The organism is Secundilactobacillus silagei JCM 19001, assembly GCF_002217945.1.
In the GTDB taxonomy this organism is placed as follows: Bacteria; Bacillota; Bacilli; order Lactobacillales; family Lactobacillaceae; genus Secundilactobacillus; species Secundilactobacillus silagei.
The window spans coordinates 1-18673 of sequence record NZ_BCMG01000005.1; the positions used below are offsets into that span (position 1 = coordinate 1).

The 18673-nt window shown below is 45.0% G+C and carries 18 protein-coding genes; 2 read left to right on the plus strand and 16 right to left on the minus strand.

What is annotated here, in order from left to right; genetic code table 11:
- The coding region (locus tag CES79_RS05560) for a beta strand repeat-containing protein (RefSeq protein WP_143456346.1) at positions 1-3789 on the minus strand (3789 nt) is incomplete at its 3' end.
- Positions 3790-4208: 419 nt separating this feature from the next.
- Here CES79_RS05560 and CES79_RS05565 point away from each other — a divergent pair.
- A complete protein-coding gene (locus tag CES79_RS05565; protein ID WP_089136567.1) occupies positions 4209-4811 on the plus strand; it encodes a TetR/AcrR family transcriptional regulator in 603 nt (200 codons plus the stop codon).
- A 173-nt stretch (positions 4812-4984) separates the two neighbouring features.
- Here CES79_RS05565 and glpK read toward each other — a convergent pair whose 3' ends face one another.
- The 3 genes from glpK to CES79_RS05580 all read right to left on the minus strand — a co-directional run bounded on the left by glpK (position 4985) and on the right by CES79_RS05580 (position 7812).
- On the minus strand, positions 4985-6496 hold the full coding sequence (glpK, locus tag CES79_RS05570; protein WP_089136568.1) for a glycerol kinase GlpK: 1512 nt from the start codon (positions 6494-6496) through the stop codon (positions 4985-4987).
- A 172-nt stretch (positions 6497-6668) separates the two neighbouring features.
- Positions 6669-6857 (minus strand): 2-hydroxymuconate tautomerase, encoded by a 189-nt coding sequence (gene thmT, locus CES79_RS05575; RefSeq protein WP_054656371.1) that lies wholly within the window; start codon positions 6855-6857, stop codon positions 6669-6671.
- A gap of 64 nt (positions 6858-6921) precedes the next feature.
- On the minus strand, positions 6922-7812 hold the full coding sequence (locus tag CES79_RS05580) for a YitT family protein (RefSeq protein WP_089136569.1): 891 nt from the start codon (positions 7810-7812) through the stop codon (positions 6922-6924).
- A gap of 172 nt (positions 7813-7984) precedes the next feature.
- Here CES79_RS05580 and CES79_RS05585 point away from each other — a divergent pair, with 172 nt between their 5' ends.
- A complete protein-coding gene (locus CES79_RS05585; RefSeq protein ID WP_089136570.1) occupies positions 7985-9406 on the plus strand; it encodes a C69 family dipeptidase in 1422 nt (473 codons plus the stop codon).
- Positions 9407-9448: 42 nt separating this feature from the next.
- Here CES79_RS05585 and CES79_RS13140 read toward each other — a convergent pair whose 3' ends face one another.
- The 12 genes from CES79_RS13140 to ftsY all read right to left on the minus strand — a co-directional run bounded on the left by CES79_RS13140 (position 9449) and on the right by ftsY (position 18653).
- On the minus strand, positions 9449-9580 hold the full coding sequence (locus CES79_RS13140) for a hypothetical protein (protein WP_263851316.1): 132 nt from the start codon (positions 9578-9580) through the stop codon (positions 9449-9451).
- 341 nt (positions 9581-9921) lie between these two features.
- Positions 9922-10284 (minus strand): 50S ribosomal protein L19, encoded by a 363-nt coding sequence (gene rplS, locus CES79_RS05590; RefSeq protein ID WP_054656370.1) that lies wholly within the window; start codon positions 10282-10284, stop codon positions 9922-9924.
- Between the two features lie 123 nt (positions 10285-10407).
- Complete coding sequence (gene trmD, locus CES79_RS05595; protein WP_054656369.1) at positions 10408-11163, minus strand: tRNA (guanosine(37)-N1)-methyltransferase TrmD; 756 nt, start codon at positions 11161-11163, stop codon at positions 10408-10410.
- Positions 11163-11684, minus strand: coding sequence for a ribosome maturation factor RimM (gene rimM, locus CES79_RS05600; RefSeq protein WP_054656368.1), 522 nt, complete (start codon positions 11682-11684; stop codon positions 11163-11165). The genes trmD and rimM overlap by 1 nt, the downstream gene beginning before the upstream one ends.
- A gap of 66 nt (positions 11685-11750) precedes the next feature.
- Positions 11751-12008, minus strand: coding sequence for a KH domain-containing protein (locus CES79_RS05605; protein ID WP_089136571.1), 258 nt, complete (start codon positions 12006-12008; stop codon positions 11751-11753).
- 9 nt (positions 12009-12017) lie between these two features.
- Complete coding sequence (gene rpsP, locus CES79_RS05610) at positions 12018-12293, minus strand: 30S ribosomal protein S16 (RefSeq protein WP_054656367.1); 276 nt, start codon at positions 12291-12293, stop codon at positions 12018-12020.
- A gap of 143 nt (positions 12294-12436) precedes the next feature.
- A complete protein-coding gene (locus CES79_RS05615) occupies positions 12437-12724 on the minus strand; it encodes a hypothetical protein (protein ID WP_054656366.1) in 288 nt (95 codons plus the stop codon).
- Positions 12725-12729: 5 nt separating this feature from the next.
- Entirely contained in the window at positions 12730-13980 is a 1251-nt protein-coding gene (locus CES79_RS05620) for a vWA domain-containing protein (RefSeq protein WP_089136572.1), read from the minus strand.
- Positions 13981-13995: 15 nt separating this feature from the next.
- Complete coding sequence (locus tag CES79_RS05625) at positions 13996-15153, minus strand: ATP-binding protein (RefSeq protein WP_089136573.1); 1158 nt, start codon at positions 15151-15153, stop codon at positions 13996-13998.
- 65 nt (positions 15154-15218) lie between these two features.
- The gene (gene ffh / locus CES79_RS05630) at positions 15219-16667 is read right to left on the minus strand and encodes a signal recognition particle protein (protein WP_054656363.1); all 1449 of its coding nucleotides are present in this window, start codon (positions 16665-16667) and stop codon (positions 15219-15221) included.
- Positions 16668-16685: 18 nt separating this feature from the next.
- A complete protein-coding gene (locus CES79_RS05635; protein WP_089136574.1) occupies positions 16686-17027 on the minus strand; it encodes a putative DNA-binding protein in 342 nt (113 codons plus the stop codon).
- A gap of 132 nt (positions 17028-17159) precedes the next feature.
- A complete protein-coding gene (gene ftsY / locus CES79_RS05640) occupies positions 17160-18653 on the minus strand; it encodes a signal recognition particle-docking protein FtsY (protein ID WP_089136575.1) in 1494 nt (497 codons plus the stop codon).
- Positions 18654-18673: the final 20 nt, after the last annotated feature.

Below are 18673 nucleotides of genomic sequence, written 5' to 3' on the forward strand. Positions count from 1 at the left end.
ATCACTTAAGTCCGAAGCCACCGTGCTTTGATCACTCTGGAAGCCAGTCGAGTCGCTGTTGATCTTCGTCTGATCACTGTTGATAGCGCTCTGGTCATTGCTCAACGCATTCGACTTAACAATATTTCGATCACTAGCATACTTGTTTTCATCACTGATATATTGCTTAAAAGTACCATTATAATCACTTAATAGTACTGACTTTGAGTCCGAAGTAGCAGCCGACCCAAGATCGCTCGTTTCCTTTGAAACATCACTATTCACAGAGATGTTGCTAGTATCCAAATTGCTCAAGTCACTGCTCAAGTTACTTAACTCATTGGAGAGGATACCAGAAGTCGTATCCGAAATTGCCACATCTCTAGAAAAATCTGATTGGTCGGTGTTGAAATCACTCTGTTTAGAATTGAAATTACTCAAATCATTATTAAGTTTGGTATCATCGCTGTTCAACACGCCATCATTACCATACACAGCACTGTCACTAGAAGTATTGGCACTATCTGTATTGAATGTATTAGTATCACTAGTTAACGTAGCATTTTCAGCAGAAGTCCCATTCAATCCAACATCAGACTGTTCATTACTCAAATCAGAGCTAACTTTAGTTAAATCAGAATTCATATTGCTTACATCAGTATTAACAGTAACTAAATCACTGGAAATACCAGCTGAATCGTAACCACTCTTACCTATATCTGAAATAAAATTAGATTGATCACTTGTAAATTTATCAGAAGCGCCATTAAATACACCATCGTCCGAAGCTAAATTGGAAGAATCCTTAGACTGGTTGTTAGTATACGCAACAACTATGCCAGCCTTACCACTGCCGGCACCATCAAGAAGAGCCTCATCATATGTCAAGCTTGTCGCTGGTGTAACTGTTGGCTGCTGAGTACCAGTTGCGTAATTTGAAATCGTCAGTGTCTGACCTAAACTCAGAGTTAAACCGCTATCATCAGCCGAGCCAAATGCCACTCCAGTCTTTTGTGAAACAGTAGCACCATCACTATTAGTAATGGTATAGTCAAAGGTTTGACCTGTAGGTGCATTAGTTGCTGTTACTGAAACTGCTTGAGCCTGTCCTTCTTTAACAGTATTAGAACCATAACTAATCTGAATAACCCCACCGTTTTCTGGAACAGCATACTTACTTAAATCTGATACTGATGGTTCAGAAATTGGCTTACCATCAAATGTCAAACTTGCTGGTAAATTAGAAGTATCAATGCTGCCACCGTATACCCCAGTTAAACTAGCACCATTAGCATTAGTGGTAATTGGTTTACCGAGATTTGTAACAGTCGTACTGATAACATCGCCATCACTGTTCGTCAACGTTGTTGTATATACAGGCTGTTCTGAATAAGACAATGCGTTAGCCTTCACTGCAGCATCATAAAAACTTGTAAAGTAAGCTTTGCTTTGCGGACTAACATAGTTGGCCTGTTCGTGTGGGTTAGTCTCAGATGTATCTACGCTAGCGTCTGGTGTTAGCGTAAGGGCATCTCCTGCGCTATCCTTAAGTATTTGGCCACCCTTAGTTGGATCAGTAACTCGACTCCATACAGCATCCTCTGTTGCTTGCTCAGTAGCGCCAGAAATCTTTTTATTATTTGCAAGGTCTTTTAGAGCAGCATCATAAAATGGTTTGATGTAGTGGTAAACATCCCAAACACCTTGTTGGAATGTTTCTACCTGTGTAGTCTTAGTTGTATCAATAGATGAATCTAAATTAGCAACTTTAATATCACTGGGTGCAGTAGTTGCACTTATTCCAGCCGCTGTCCACGCAGCATCAGGATCAGCTGCATTTTCTGAGTACATAATTGAAAGCGCCTTATATTTCCCGAACATAGCTGAACCGTACAGCGTACTTACAAGTGCCCTTGAATAGGCATAATAAACGTTATTCCAAGTTGAAAAGTTAGAGAATGCCGTCATCTTACCATTTGCAGCCGATGTTCCAGTTACTGAACCATAAGCCGCGGCCCCAACATATTCAGCCAGTGTTTCAGTTTCAGGTGCGCCAACAGCATCACCCAAACTTCCCAACTTTGCATACATAGAATCCAACTGCGGCACAATGGTTGTTAACGAATAACTGCCATCAATTGTCATTAACGAATGAACTAATTGATACAGGCTACCATCTACCGAATCCCTGATGCCAGCGTCTGTCGTTGCGGTCATTCCCTGCGTATCAGTAATTGTATCAACAGCTGGCATTATCTTATTAAGAACGTACTGTTCGGCAGAGGGCACAATAGCATCGATGTAAGTTGAAAAAATACTATTTACAAACTGACTAAAAGTAGTATAAAAATCCGAATCCATACTAGCAGGTTTAGTGTATGTTCCAAGCGGGGTAGACGAAAAGCCAACATTGTTTTCCGTTGCCACTAAAATATGACTATTTGAAAAAGTATCTGAATTATGTTCCAGGGAATCCATAGGGGTCGAGTGTATATCATTCACCCCATCTTGTGCCATCGCAGCCTTCTGTTGTGGACTCATCTGATTCAAAGCAGTCGACAACTGATTAATATAACTATCACTAGCACCATTAAAATAGTAATAAATTTCGGAAAAGTAGTTCATATACTTAGCAAACGTATCCGCATTAGTACCCTTCAGAAAACTATTAAATTTGAGTGGATCTTGTTTACCAACTGTGTATTTTGTTTCAAGTTCATTATAGTAAGTTTGAAGTTGAGCAGCTGTTGCATTCGTCACTACTGTATTCGTATTGAGATCCGGATATGATCCAGTACCAGCTGCAGTTACAAGTGCAAGGTCGCCCATTGTTATAGGATTTGATAATTCATTCTGAACCGTACGAGCTTGTTCATCAGATACCGTACTTGTAGAATACGTCCGCCACGTTTCATCTGCCGCCGAAGCCGTTAAATTAACCGACTTAAAACCGGCAGTTACCAGTCTCGATTGGATTGAGGTAATTGTCGTTTCGTCAGTAGCTAAGGTCAAGGCTATCGTTAAGGTACCATCCGTACCGACTTTATAAGTAGATCCAGTTGGTAGGCTGGTCAATACTGCAGTTTGAGCAGCAGTTAAATCAACCTTAGCTACTTTAGCTGCATCACTGGAAGCTGTGTTAGAAGCGCCTTGGCCCAACTTAACTGAATTTTGAGTTAAATCTAAGGTTGTCGTATTTGAATCAGATGAAGCTTGCCCTGTTTTTACGTTATCGCTGCTATTTGTTGTAGCAATCTTGCTGGTTGTATTGGCTGTGGCTGCACTGTTATCAGACAGTGCACCCGCATCAGACAAGGAGTTAGTACCGGACAAGGCGCTAGAATCAGTCTTGCTCGTCACACGTGAAGCAGGCGTGGCTGCAGGTTTAGCTGATGTCACATTACTGCTGCTGGCATCAGATGAGGCAGGATTGGCAACTTTTGTAGCGGACTTTGTAGTAGCATTATCCGTACTCGTTTTTGTTGAATTAGTAGTCGCTGTAGCAGCTGTTGTTGGCGTATTAGCCGCAACATCGCTGCCGCTAGATTCACTGGAACTAGACCGTAAAACAGCCGTTGTCGATGATTGGTCAACTGCTGATACCGTTCCAGTAGATTCTGTTTCTGTGTCTTGTTGCGTATCGGCACGAACAGTATTTGGTGAAAATGTCGCTAGTACCGCTGAAAAGCCTAAAGTTAACAAGCCGGCAAATACGAAATTCTTGCCAACTTTATACATCTTATAATGTAATTTTTCATCCGTTAAATCATGAATTAATTTACGTTGTCCATGTTGATTTTTTTGTATCATAAAATTCCCCCCAATTCTAAAATTTTAGGACCGACAACTATATTGGTAGTTGCAAAATCGAGCACCTGTTTGGCCCCACTCCTCCAAGAAAGGGACTGCCACTCGAAATTAATGATCCATATCATACACTTAACTAGTATTGTACATTTTTTATACTTGATTCATATAAACATTTCGGTTAAAAGTGTTTATTTTTACTAATTTTTTAATAGTAATAATTATATTTTAAAAGGATCGTATACCTATCGATACAAATTTGATCATAAAAAAGGTTCCCCTTTTACATGGATATCTCTATTAGTGAAGATTATAATCAATACTATTCTTTTAGCCTAATGGATGCTTACTAAAAGTAATATATAGTGGTACAATGCTGACATTGAACCCTAAAGCATCACATAAAAAAGGCGGCGAATAATATGGCTGACAATTCCTTACCACGTCATCATCAATCACATCGAACCACTGAACAACTGATTGTTCAATCCTTCATTGATTTGTTAAATGAGACCCCCAATCACCCACTGAAAGTGATCGATATTTGTCGGAAAGCCTACATAAATAGAGGCACTTTTTACCATTATTTTGAAAGCGAAGAAGAACTAGTTGAGGCTTGCGAAGACCATTTAGTCAATAAACTTTTTTTATTCGGACAAAAAATTTTTAAACACCAAACTCTGGCTTCCTTTACAAAGCAGCTATCAACTACTCATCTTAATCTTTTCAAACAATTTGTTGATGAACTGCCGCTAATCGATGTATTGTTGCATAAATCAACCAGATCTCACCTAACCGATAAATTAATCGAAGTCATTGAAAATAGTGGTGCTGCAGGTTTAGCAATGTTAGCGCCGCACTCAAATAAACAGCTTAGAACCCTGATTGCAGTCGATAGTGCCGCCGAAATAATCGGGCTGCTGTCGTATTGGAGTATGCATCCCGATATAGAGCCTAGCGTTCTAGCCAATTTATTAGCACTTAGTGAAAAGGGGCAATTTGCCCTGCTTCAAAATAAAAATTAAATGATTTTAGACCGACAATTTCTGGTATTGGTGAATAACCAATGCCAGTTTTTTGATATATAACAGAAAAAAGTACAGCCACAAAATTGTGACTGTACTTATAAGGCACCACCGATACGATCTGACAATAATCTAATTAATGGTGAAGCAGTTTTTTAATGTTCATTTAAAATTTACAGATTCTTCTTCGGTTTAAATAACTGGGTAGCCTTAACCGCTTGCTGCCAGCCAGAGTAACAATTCTCACGGTCTTTAGCAGACATTTGCGGATCGAATTCTTCGCCAGCTTTATGCATCTTTTTTATTTCGTCCATATCCTGCCAGAACCCGGTTGCCAGACCAGCTAAATATGAAGCACCCAACGCAGTCGTTTCAGCAATCGCGGCTCGTTGAATATGGGTATTTAGGATGTCAGCCTGGAACTGCATCAAGAAGTTATTGTTGGCAGCCCCACCGTCCACACTCAGCGTCTTAATATCGATGCCGGTATCAGCAGCCATAGTGTCCACAACATCTCGCGTCTGGTAGGCAATGGCTTCCAGCGTAGCTCTAATAAACTGTTCTCGAGTTGTCCCACGTGTCAGTCCAAAAACCGCTCCACGGACTTCCTGATCCCAGTAAGGCGCCCCCAGACCGGTAAAGGCTGGTACCACGTAAACGTCGTTAGTCGTCTTGGCTTCCACGGCCATTTTTTCAGATTCGGAAGCGTGTTTAAACAGCCGCATGCCGTCTCGTAACCACTGAACGGCTGAACCGGCCACGAAGATACTGCCTTCCAAAGCGTAAGTCACTTCATTATTGATCCCATAAGCAATGGTCGTTAATAACCCCTTGTCAGACAAAGTCGGTTCGGTACCGGTATTCATCACGATGAAGGCACCAGTACCGTAAGTGTTCTTAACGGAACCCTTCTCAAAGGCGGTCTGTCCAAACAAAGCCGCCTGCTGGTCACCGGCAATCCCGGCGATTGGCACCTGCAGGCCAAAGAAAGTAAACCCAGCCGTGTAGCCAAAGGTATATGAAGATGGGTGAACTTCTGGCAACAGACTAGCCGGAATGTTTAACAGGTTTAAAATCTCCTTATCCCACTTTAAATCGTGAATGTTAAACAGCATGGTTCGTGAGGCGTTGGTATAGTCAGTCGCGTGTACCCGGCCACCAGTGAGTTTCCACAAGATCCAGGTATCAATGGTCCCAAATAACAGTTCACCCTTTTCAGCCCGTTCACGTACGCCGGGAACGTTATCCAAGATCCACATGATCTTAGTCGCTGAGAAGTAGGAGTCAATCACCAGACCGGTTTTCTTGTGAATTAGATCAGCGTAACCCTTGGCTTTGAGTTCATCCGCAATCTGACTAGTCTGCTTTGATTGCCAGACCACGGCATGGTAAACCGGTTCGCCGGTATTCTTGTCCCAGATAATGGTCGTTTCACGTTGGTTGGTGATTCCGATACCCCGGACTTTGTAGGGCTGAATCTTCGCGTCAATGACCGCGTCTGAAATCACCGACTGCACGGCACTCCAAATCTCATTGGCGTCATGTTCCACCCAGCCAGGCTTTGGAAAATGCTGTGTGAATTCACGTTGCGCCTGACCCACAATTTGACCATCCCGGTTAAATAGAATTGCCCGTGTACTCGTCGTACCCTCGTCAATTGCCATTATATACTGTTCGTCATTCATCGATAAGTCTCCATTCGTTTACGTTCTCAAGATAGTTAATCAACCTACAGTATACCGAAGAACGGCGAATTAGCCAACTAAATTTCATTAAAAAGGGGTGATATCAGTGCTGTAATCGGTTACACAAAGCCCATCAAAAAAGGGTTAACGCAGTTTCGTTAGCCCTTTTGAATTACTTTTCGTCGCTTTTAAGAACACCGGCAACACCGTAACGGTCCTTGGCCATTTCTCTCAAAATAACGTGAACGTGTTCAGCGGGTGCATCCGTATCTTTAACAACTGCATCAGTCACGTCTTTAACTAAGTTTTTAAGCTGTTCTTGTGAACGGCCTGCAATTAAATCAATGTTTACGATTGGCATGTGAAGTGCCTCCCTTGTTTAAGATGTTAAAAGTATACCCTGTTTCCAGCTTTCAGGCAAGTTTCTAAGACTGTTCCTGTCGCGCCTTTAGCTGCTCCGTTTCATCGTAGAAGTTACCTTCAATATCCACGGTACTGACGAGGTTCACAAACGACCCGGGATCCACCGTTTTGACCACGTGTTCCAGTTCGTACAGTTCATAGCGGGAAATGACCACCATTAAAACGGCTCCTGGGCGTCGTTTATACGCCCCTTGAGCGGGCAGAATCGTCACCCCGCGGATCAGCGTGGCCTTTAGCCCATCGATTACATCATCCGGCTTAGTTGTCACAATAAACGCGGTCAGTTTTTGGTGCCGGGTATGAATGGCATCCACTACCCGCGACATCCCATATAGTGAAATAATCGTGTACATGGCATTTTCCCAGCCGACTAGGGTTCCAGCAACCAACACGATCACCATGTTAATGGCGATCATCAACGTTCCAATCGTTTTACCCGTAGTCTTCTCCAGAATCACCGCAATGATATCCATCCCGCCAGTAGAAAAACCATACTTGAGTGGATAAGCCACCCCGACACCGGTTAAAATGCCACCAAATAACGCACTTAACAGTGGATTATGCGACAGCGTCTGAATCGGCAGTACTACGGCTAGAATAGAAGTGAGAAATGAGGTCAAAAAACTGTAAATCGTAAATCCCCGACCAATTTTTAACCAGCCCAGAATGCCAATCGGCACGTTAAATAACAGAATCAGCCAACCGGTATTAATATGGAAATGAAACCACTGCAGCGCCAAGATGGATAGAATTTGTGAAACTCCATTGATCCCCGCGCTAAAGATATTGCCCGGAATCAGAAAAAAGTTCAGCGCAATGGCGTTAATGAACGCTGATCCAACAATCAAAGCGCATTTAATTGCGAAGTCTTTACGGTCGATAATTGCCTGCATATCAAGCACCCTTTCAACTAATTTGAGTCACAGCATTCATTTAATCACATTTTAGCGGCTTTGCCTATATCAATTAACCGTTTTGCTTGCTTTTAGACTGGTCTATAATACCATGTCTTGGACTAATCTATGATAGAATGCACTTAGCAATCAAGCATTGGAGGAATTATACATGACAGTTACACCTTATTCAGCCTGTACCAGTATTTTGATCGGTAAGCAAGCCTCGGTTGATGGCTCGGTAATGATCGGCCGAAATGAAGATTCACGTCCGGCCTGGCCAAAACACTTTCTGGTTCATCCAGCCGCCACAACTGAGCAAGCCAGTTTTGAATCAACGGATAGCAACTTTAAAATGCCGTTACCGAAAACCGCCTATAAATACACCGCTACTCCTGAGTGGACCGATAAATACGGTTTGTTTGAGGAAGACGGCATTAACGAATACGGCGTGGCAATGAGTGCCACCGAAAGTACCTATGCCAATGACCGGGTATTAGCCGCTGACCCTTTAGTCAAAGATGGGATTGGTGAAGAAGCGATGGTCACGGTCACCTTGCCCTACGTCAAAACTGCTCGTGAAGGCGTCAAACGGCTGGGTGCCATCGTAGCGCATTATGGGACGTCCGAGTCCAACGGCATTTTATTTGCTGACCGCGATGAGGCTTGGTATTTTGAAACCGGTTCTGGTCACTACTGGGTCGCTCAGCGGATCCCGGATGACAGTTATGCCGTGGTGGCTAACCAAATGGCGATTCAAGAAGTTGATTTTGACGACCCAGAGCACTTTATGTGGCAGCGTCACATTAGTGATTTTGTCCGTGAAAACGCGCTGAATCCGCACCGTAACAGTTTTAATTTCCGGGAAATCTTCGGCACTAACAACCAAATGGACGCCTACTATAACCTGCCACGGGTCTGGTACGGTCAAAAAATGTTTAACCCAAGTATTGAACAAGCGACCAACAGCCATCAGTTACCCTTCATCCGCCAAGCAGAAAAACTCTTGTCAGTGGACGATGCCAAAGCGTTCTTGAGTTCTCACTTCCAAGAAACCCCTTATGATCCAATTGGTGCGGGATCTGAAGCGGATAAGAAACGTTTCCGGCCAGTTAGCCTCGCCACGACCCAGGAATCCCACATCCTACAACTACGACAATTTAATCAACCTGGATTGTCTGGCATTCACTGGCTATCGATGGGGCTTACCGCTCAAAGCGTTTACGTGCCATTTTACGCCGGTATTACGGAAACACCAGCCGAATACCAGCGTGGTCTGGAAACGTACAGTCCAGACAGCGCCTACTGGGTCTTTAAACAAGCTGGCGTTTTGGTCGATGCGCACTATGACCAATTTGGTGACTTATTAAAACAAACGCAAACAGAGTTGAACCAATACTTGGGCCGTTCAGTATTGCAGACAGATCAAAAAGCGCAGCACTTAAATGGGATTGAACTGAGTGCGCTACTTACACAGGAAAGTATGGCAAATGCGGCACTCGCTTTGAAAAAATACCGTGAGTTAACCGCCAAATTAATTACCCAAGCCACTGCTTTTTCACCGTTAAGTTATAAACATGATGCGAACTTGTAACAATAAGGCACCCACCTTTGAGTGGATGCCTTTTTGACTACCTTAAACTTGAGATAAGAAGTAAATGCCTAGGATCAGAAACAGCGCTGCTTCAAAACTCATGGCGAGTTTTGGCAGCCAATTTCGACTGACTTTAGTGATTCGACCGGCCCGCTTTTGCGCACTAACAATCACTGCGCCTAATCCCCACTGCACCAGTATGATCACAAACATCGCTATTAATACATTACCAGTAAGAAATTGAAATTTTCTCTCTATATTAACCTACCAAAGAAAATCAGAAGTAATAATAATAGTTAGATTTAATCCCTATCGAATAACTGTGTGAATTTATCACTGTTCCCAAATCAGTACTTTTAATCACTTTTTTATTATTCCCGAGTTTAAGCTCTAAGTGCAACGATAAATAACTAGACCTAACTACAACTGTACTCACCCAAATCAACAAAAGCACACAAAAAGCGTTCACGTCAGCTAACTGCCAACATGAACGCTTTTTTAACAGAAACAGTCGACTACTTACGAGGACGACGAGCTTCTGGGATACGCGCTGCTTTACCGTTTAATGCACGGATGTAGTAAAGTTTAGCACGACGTACACGGCCGTAACGGATAACTTCTACTTGGGCAACACGTGGTGAGTGAACGGGGAAAGTCCGTTCAACACCAACACCGTTAGAAATCTTACGAACAGTATACATTGATTGGATACCAGTACCGTGACGTTTGATCACGACACCTTCAAACAATTGGATACGTTCGTGAGTTCCTTCAACAACCTTGGCGTGGACACGAATGGTGTCACCAGGGCGGAAGTCAGGAATATCAGTCCGTAATTGATCCTTGTTGATCTTTTCGATTAATTGGTTTTGGCGCATATTGTTTCTCTCCTTCAATCAACATTCATACTCATTCTCGACAGCGGAATGTTGTTAATTGTGGCTAAACAGCCAGTTACTAGAATATCATATCTAAATACCTGAGTAAAGGTTTATTTATAATTACTGCTGGTTATCATCTAAATCGATCTGAATATCACGCAATTTACGTTTTTGATCGCCAGTCAGATCTAATTTCTCCAATAAATCTGGTCGTCTGAGCAGCGTACGTTTCAGTGACTGAATTTCCCGCCATTCATCGATTTTCTGATGGTTGCCGGAAATCAGCACATCGGGCACCTTCATACCCCGAAAGTCAGCTGGCCGCGTGTATTGCGGATATTCCAGCAGCCCGGTCGAAAACGAGTCGCCGGGAGCGGATTCTTCGTTGCCTAGCACTCCGGGTAACAGCCGAGAAATCGCATCGATCATCACCATAGCCGGCAACTCACCGCCAGTTAAGACGTAATCGCCCATGGAGATTTCATCCGTGACTAAGGTTCGAATCCGTTCATCATAACCTTCATAATGGCCGCAAATAAACGTCAGGTGGTCTTCATGAGCAAAGTTTTCGGCAACCTTTTGCGTAAAGGGTACCCCAGCTGGGTCCATCAAAATGACCCGGCCCTTTTCATGGCCTAAGTCTTGCGCCTTTTTCTGCGTGGCAGCCATGGCATCAAACAATGGCTGAGCCTGCAGCAGCATTCCCGCGCCGCCACCGAAAGGATAGTCGTCCACGTTACCGTGCTTGTTGGTGGAATATTGACGAAAATCGGTCACTTCAACTTCCAGCTCATCGCGATCCAAGGCTTTACCGACAATCGAGTCGTGCAGCGGACCGAACATATCTGGAAATAAACTGAGTACATCGATTCGCATTACTCCAAGCCCTCCATCAATTCAACAATTACCTGTCCGGCCGGCAGATCAATCTTTTTAACCACTTGTTCGATCACGGGTAACAGCAGATCATCCTTACCAGGCCGTGCTACCACCCAAACGTCATTGGCGCCGGGCGACATGATTTCTTTAATGGTCCCTAACTGCTCGCCGTCTTCCGTGACCACGTTGAGGCCAATGATTTGATGATAATAGTACTGACCAGCGTCTAAATCGTCGTCACTCAGATTTTCTTCTGCAACTTTCAAGATCAGCCCCTTATATTTTAAAACGTCGTTGATATTGTCATAGCCGGCCAGCGTAATGAGGATAAACCCCTTGTGCTGACGCGCACTGTTGATCGTGATCGTGCCAATTGGCTTTTGATCCTGATCGTTTTTAAAGAGCGCTAACTGGCTACCCTTCTTAAACCGCTGTTTGGGAAAATCGGTTTCGGCAACCACGCGCAATTCACCACGAATGCCGTGGGTGTTAACAATGGTTCCAACTTTATAGTACATTTAGGCACCTGCCTTCCACTTGATAATTTATCTACGAGTAACAAAAAAGCTCCCGAGACATGAGTCTCATTTGGGAGCTTTAGACTCATCGTTAATGACAAGTCGCACACGCTTGGGATCATTGATCCGTACGCTATATACGATTGTGCGAATTGCAGAAGCAACGTGCCCCCGCTTACCAATTACACGACCCACATCGTCACCGGCAACCGTTAAGTGATACTCGTAAAACCGATCAGTTTCAACGCGCTTGATCTCAATGGCTTCTGGATGTTCAACTAGGGGCGTTACAATCGTGGTAATTAATTTTTTAAAGTCAGTCATGACTGATCACTACTTTTTTGAAAACTTAGCTTCGTGATACTTCTTCATGATACCTGCTTGGGAAAGTAATGTCCGAACAGTATCTGAAGGTTGGGCACCGTTGTTTAACCAGTTCATGATACTCTCTTCTTCAAGTTCAACTTGAGCTGGTTCTACAAGTGGGTTATAAGTCCCAACTTTTTCGATGAAACGGCCATCACGAGGACTCCGTGAGTCCGCAACAACAATACGGTAGAATGGGCGCTTCTTAGAACCCATTCGCTTTAAACGAATCTTTACTGACATGCATGACACCTCCTGTTAATTCTTTCAACGATAAATAATATACCAGTTATCTAGTGGGTTGTAAAGGTTTTTTTCTTTACACCTTGAAACAATGTGGCTGTAAGCCTGAATAACCTTTTTAAATTTAATCACGCAAAACAAATTCACTTAAAGGACCGCAGTAAAAATTCCCGGCTACCTGGCGCAAGATCAGTCTGATGCTGATGAATAAATGTCATGACGCTGCCATAATCGCTGGGATCCGCAAACTGATGATCAGCCTGAACGGCCTGCAGCGACAGTGCAAATTGTAAATCATCAACCGTCATGAACTGCCTGGCTAACGGATTTTCGTCATTCACGCGCTGCCAGTCATTTTTCAAAATACTCTGTGCCCGCTTAAACGGCAGATCTTGCTGGATCACGGCACGTAATTGCTGTCCTGTCAGCATATAAGCTACTTCCTTTCACGAATCACGGTGACCCTCCCAATGGGCTTTTTAACCGACAAATCAGCCTTAGTGGTCGTTAAACCCCAGATCAAATTGGTTAATCCATGTGTATCCACCACATCTTCACCATGCCCATCGGTTAGAATCAGTACCAGCGCATTACCATCGTTGGCACCCTTCCTAAGTAACCAATCAAAAATCGGCTGATAAGCAGTCCCGCCGCCAGCAACCCGCTGAAAGACCACTTGGTTGCCGTGCGCAACGGATTGCTGCCGGTCATCATACACAACCGCGTCAAACGGAATTATAGTTATTTTATCACGATACTGCTTTAATAGCTGAACAATCTGTCCGAGAATGTTTTGGACTTCATTATCCGTCATGGAACCGGACTGGTCCACAAATAAAAACAACTGGCGGGTCGCCGCTCTGGTCACCCCTGGTAATTCCAGTCGGTATGGCTGGCGGCGGTTAAACCGGTTGAACGCTGGTTCCTGTAATTTTCGTGGCCCGTTTAAACCGACCATGACGAGCTTGCGCCAGTCTAAGCCCAGTTTTGCCGGTTGCCGATTCAGCCGGTGCTGTAATCGTGTTGGCACTAACCCCCGTTGCTTGGTCGGGGTCTCCTGCCACGAACTCGCCACCAACTGATTTAATTGCAGTTTTGCCTCTTGATTCAGTTCCTGCCAGCCAACGTGGGTTTCCGGGGACTGACCCAGCATTTTTTTGACCTGCTGTGCCTTGGTGCCATCTTGATCTTTTTTTAAGATTAGTTTCAGTTGCGCCAAATACTCTGCCGACCCCAGATCAGCCGTTAAATGCAAGCCCAATTTAAAATTAACCTGCTGCCGCGTGACGGCCCCTGGATACAGCGGGTGCAGATGGTCGTTGATTGCCATATCCGTTGCTAATTGAACCAGCTGGTCAGCGCCTTGTCCCGCGTAACGCTGTGGGTGCTGCCACGCTAAATGACTGACTACGTGTTCCACTAAACTCAACAGATCTTCATCCGAACGCACCATCTCATTTAAGCGCTGTGGGTTAATTAACAAGGCTGGCCGCTTAGCTGTGGTCAGCGCAATGGCTACTGGCAGCTGCGAATCAACCCGTTTATCTAGACGCAGCAGTAACTCACCGTAAAAGCGCTGAGAATTCAGCAACTGACTGGTAACAGTCGCAAACAGTTCTTGTACCTGTTGCTGAGCCGCTTTTGAATCTTTTGGGTTCGCCAAGTCATTTAACTGCGTATGAAACATTGGCTAGACCTTCTTTTAGTTAACGTCATTTTTCAATCCAATGGCCGTCAGCTGGTCGTACAGCTGCTTAACGACCGGATGCTGCTGGGCCGCTTCATAAAGCTGCTCTAATAAATTCGGCACTTCGGCCAGCTTCAAGGCCACCGCGAACTGACCGTCCACCGGCATCAAATTTAACAACGTGGTAAACCGCGCGGCGTAAGTTTCCTGAGTCAGTGGAAATTCTCCGGTCTGCTGAATCAGACTGTTCATGATCGACTGCTGCTGGTCAATGCCAGCCTCATTAAAGATCTGGGTCACTGTCGGGTCTAATAGATTGCCAGCATAGATTTCCTGTGCGCTGAGGCCCACCTGCTGCTGACGGACGAACTGTTCGAAGCTGCGAGCCACCGTGACCCCTAGATCACCTTGAAGCAAGTCTAAGCGCAATTTTGCCTGCTGATCAGCGGGCAATTTATTAAGTTCTTGTAAGTTACGCGACACGCGCTGCCAAGCCCGTGGTGTGGGATAGAGATCATCATCGTGGTCAGCCGGCGCTAATTGCTGCGGATTTTCTTCAATAAACCGGCGCACGCTTTGAACAATGTTGCCCGAGCCTTGCGCCCACTGCAGCCAATCCGAGGTATCTGCTCGCATCACCAGTCGCACGGTCCGATCATTGATGGCAGCATCCCCCACCGTCACGCCATAGTCGCTGGTTTCAAATCCAGTCATGGTCGCATCAGGGTTTTCAGCTAATACCATATGGACCTGATCTGGTAATCGCAAAGAATTGATCTGCCGCTGAAGCACCAGGTTCATCAGTTCACTTTGAACTGCCTGCGTACCGCGATTAAACTCATCCAAAAACCAAATAATCGGTTGTTGTGGGTGCGCTTCGGCCCACTGAATAATTTCAATCAAGGTATGGGTATAGCCAAACTTCACGTCTGCTAATTCACCATACTGCGAAGTTTTCACAAAGGCCGCATCCGTCATGGGTGGTACTGGAATGGCCAGATCACCCTTTTCAGACAGGCTGACCACAGTTGTAAACAACTTGGCATTCATTTTTGCCGCGATTGTTTGAATTAATGCTGATTTACCGATTCCAGCTTCACCAACCACGGCCGGCACGTTACCAGCCTTGATCACGACCGGAATGGCTGTTACTAATTCTTGAAACGATAACATCTATCCGCCTTCTTCTTATTTCCAAAAAAGAGCCCAGGATATGCACCCCCGACTCCATAGTTTGCTTATTTACGACGGCGCCTTAAACTGTTACGCCGCTTTTTGTTTTTCTTGATGCGCCGAGACATTGACTTCATCGCCATCTGACCCATTTTACCGCCTAGGGCATTACCCATACCGGCATTGTTCATCATGTTTTGCATCCCGGACATATTCCCATTTGAAACTTGATTCATCATCTTTTTCATTTGGTTAAATTGCTTGATCATCCGGTTAACTTCTTGAACTGGTCGCCCAGAACCGGCCGCGATACGCCGGCGCCGTGACGGATTCAGCACGTCTGGTTCCGTTCGTTCTTGTTCGGTCATTGAGTAGATGACCGCCTTCACGTGTTCCAGATCTTTAGGATCCATTTTAGCGTTGGCTAAAGCCGGGTTGTTGGCCATCCCAGGGATCATCTTCATGATCTGATCCATGGGACCCATCTTTTGAATTTGCTGCATTTGATCCAAGAAATCGTTGAAGTCAAACGAGTTCTCACGCATCTTTTCGGTTAATTCCTTGGCGTGTTTCTCATCGACATCTTTTTGAGTCTTTTCAATCAGGGACAGCATATCCCCCATACCCAGGATCCGCGAAGCCATTCGGTCGGGATGGAAGACGTCCAGATCAGACATCTTTTCACCTTCACCGACAAACTTAATCGGCTTGCCAGTCACCGCACGAATTGACAGCGCGGCACCACCACGGGTATCACCGTCTAACTTGGTTAAAATGACCCCGGTAACGTCGAGCTTATCATCAAAGCCCTTGGCAGTCGCCACGGCATTTTGACCAGTCATGGCATCCACGACCAGCATAATTTCATCTGGATGAGCCAGTTCTTTGATCCGTGCCAGTTCGTCCATCAGCTGTTCGTCGATTTGCAGCCGACCAGCGGTATCAATAAAGACGTAATCGTTATGGTCAGCTTCGGCCTTAGCCAGCCCTTGACGTACAATCTCCACTGGGTCAGTGTCCGTTCCCATTTCAAAAACGGGGACGTCGATCTGCTTTCCAACGGTGACTAATTGATCAATGGCGGCTGGCCGGTAAACATCGGCAGCAATCATTAACGGACGGGCTTTTTCTTCGGTTTTAAGCCGGTTAGCTAATTTGCCGACCGTGGTCGTTTTACCAGCCCCTTGAAGCCCAGCCATCATGATGACGGTTGGAATCTTCGATGACTTATTTAGCGGGACGGCCGTTTCACCCATCGTTTTGGTTAATTCTTCGTCAACGATCTTGACGATTTGCTGCGCTGGGTTTAAGCCTTCCAGCACCTTGGTACCCACTGCTCGGTCACGGACCGTTTTAACGAAATCCTTCACCACGTCAAAGTTAACGTCGGCTTCTAGTAAAGCCAGTCGAATCTCACGCATGGTGTCGCGTAAGTCGCCTTCAGAAATTTTACCCTTGCCACGAAGTTTCTTCATGGCGTTTTGTAAACGCTCGGTTAGTCCTTCAAATGCCATTTGTTATGCACCTAACTTTCATTCTTCTTCAGCCGATTCCAATTGGTGGACCAGCTGGTTAAGTTGTTGATCTTTTGGATAATGTTTTGCGACATAGCTCTGAATCTCGTCCGCTAGCTGATTGCGCTGAGTGAACTCTTCCAGCAGATGGAGCTTTTTTTCATAGGTTTCCAGAATCTTCTCGGTCCGCCGAATATTATCATAGACTGCTTGACGACTGACGTTAAAGTTTTCCGCAATTTCACCTAGTGAATAATCATCGCCGTAATAGAGCTGCATATAATCATTTTGCTTCTTAGTCAACAGCGGCTGATAAAAGGCAAACAGCGAGTTGATCCGGTTATTTTTTTCAATCTCCACGTTGCCACCTCCATTCGCCTGCAGATAAGTTTAATCTAGCCTATTCATTATACCAAATTCTAACTATTACGATAGGGTTTCCTTGGAAAAGTCAAAAAGTCGTTAAGTCCAGATAGACTAACGACCTCATGTTTACTTCACATCGATCAATCCTTTGAACAGCCCGTAGACAAATTCGCTTGGTTCAAATGGCCGAAGATCGTCCACCTGTTCACCTAAGCCCACGTACTTGACTGGTAGATGCAGTTCGTTTCTAATGGCCAAAACGATCCCGCCTCGCGCGGTTCCATCCAGTTTAGTCAGGACAATCCCGGAGACGTTGGTCGCTTCCTGAAACAGTTTAGCTTGATTCAAAGCATTTTGACCAGTGGTGGCGTCCAACACAAGTAACACTTCGTGAGGGGCGTCCGGAATCTCGCGGGTGATCACCCGCTTCATCTTCTCCAATTCGTTCATCAAATTGGTTTTGTTTTGCAGCCGGCCAGCCGTATCCACAAACAAAATGTCATAGTTTTCGGCTTTGGCCTTTTTTAGGGCATCGTAGACCACGGCAGATGGATCACTTTGCTCTGGCTTTTTAACGATGTCCACGCCATCACGCTGCGCCCAGACATTGAGTTGCTCAATTGCGCCGGCACGGAAGGTATCCGCTGCGGCTAGGAGCACTTTTTTACCCTGCTGTTTGAACAGGTTAGCCATTTTACCGATCGTAGTGGTCTTCCCAACACCGTTAACGCCGACAAATAAAATCACGGTTGGCCCCTCTTTAGCAAAGGTCAGCCCATTATTTTCGTTGGTGCCAGCCTGATCGTAAAGTTCGATCAATTTTTTAACCACCACGTTTTGAACGTCCTTGGACTTCTTCACGTTTTTGAGCTTCACTTCTTCACGCAGCTCGTCGCTGATCTTCATGGCCATATCGTAGCCGACATCCGCGCCAATCAGCGTTTCTTCCAGATCATCAAAGAAGTTCTCGTCCACAGATCGGAAATTGGCCAGTAAGTGATTTAATCGCTGACCAAACGTTAACCGCGATTTTTCCAGACCTTTGTCGTAGCGCTCAGCATCGGTTGTTGCTGGTTGTTCGTCATCACTAGATTCGGCATTACTGGTTTCAGTATTGTCAGTTTCAGTTTTATCGGCAGCTGGTGTCGATTGTTCGCTATCAGTTTCAGCTTGTTTCTCTTCTGGTTCAGCTGATACTGGTTGCTGCGGTTCAGGCGCCTGAGATTCAGATTTTTGTGACTCAGGTTCTTGATTAGTGCTTGTTTCAGGCGCTTCAACTGTTTCTGTCTGCTGCTCATCTTGATCAGCAGGCGTTGCTGGTTCTGCTGGCTTTTCTGAAGTCGGTTCAGTCGCTTTAACCGTTTGCGGTTCTGCTGGTGAAGTGACTTCATCAGACTTAGTTTCATCAGTCGCTGTTTCAGCGGTTTGAGCTGGCTTTTCCGCTACTGATGTATCCGACGTAGGGGTAGTCTTAGCAGCTGATTCATCCGTTTTTGAGGCTTCTTTTACTATTTCTGTTGAATTTTCGGTTTTTGGTGTTTCCGTTTCTGGTGCTTGTTCGTCAGTTTTTTTCGACTTATCCTGCTTGGAACGGCGTTTGAAAAAATCAAATAATCCCACAAGATCACATCCTTTATCCC

Coding starts and splice junctions, on each gene's coding strand:
- CES79_RS05565 (WP_089136567.1), top strand. CDS start 4,209: ATGGCTGACAATTCCTTACCACGTCATCATCAATCACATCGAACCACT.
- glpK (WP_089136568.1), bottom strand. CDS start 6,496: ATGAATGACGAACAGTATATAATGGCAATTGACGAGGGTACGACGAGT.
- thmT (WP_054656371.1), bottom strand. CDS start 6,857: ATGCCAATCGTAAACATTGATTTAATTGCAGGCCGTTCACAAGAACAG.
- CES79_RS05580 (WP_089136569.1), bottom strand. CDS start 7,812: ATGCAGGCAATTATCGACCGTAAAGACTTCGCAATTAAATGCGCTTTG.
- CES79_RS05585 (WP_089136570.1), top strand. CDS start 7,985: ATGACAGTTACACCTTATTCAGCCTGTACCAGTATTTTGATCGGTAAG.
- rplS (WP_054656370.1), bottom strand. CDS start 10,284: ATGCGCCAAAACCAATTAATCGAAAAGATCAACAAGGATCAATTACGG.
- trmD (WP_054656369.1), bottom strand. CDS start 11,163: ATGCGAATCGATGTACTCAGTTTATTTCCAGATATGTTCGGTCCGCTG.
- rimM (WP_054656368.1), bottom strand. CDS start 11,684: ATGTACTATAAAGTTGGAACCATTGTTAACACCCACGGCATTCGTGGT.
- CES79_RS05605 (WP_089136571.1), bottom strand. CDS start 12,008: ATGACTGACTTTAAAAAATTAATTACCACGATTGTAACGCCCCTAGTT.
- rpsP (WP_054656367.1), bottom strand. CDS start 12,293: ATGTCAGTAAAGATTCGTTTAAAGCGAATGGGTTCTAAGAAGCGCCCA.
- CES79_RS05615 (WP_054656366.1), bottom strand. CDS start 12,724: ATGCTGACAGGACAGCAATTACGTGCCGTGATCCAGCAAGATCTGCCG.
- CES79_RS05620 (WP_089136572.1), bottom strand. CDS start 13,980: ATGTTTCATACGCAGTTAAATGACTTGGCGAACCCAAAAGATTCAAAA.
- CES79_RS05625 (WP_089136573.1), bottom strand. CDS start 15,153: ATGTTATCGTTTCAAGAATTAGTAACAGCCATTCCGGTCGTGATCAAG.
- ffh (WP_054656363.1), bottom strand. CDS start 16,667: ATGGCATTTGAAGGACTAACCGAGCGTTTACAAAACGCCATGAAGAAA.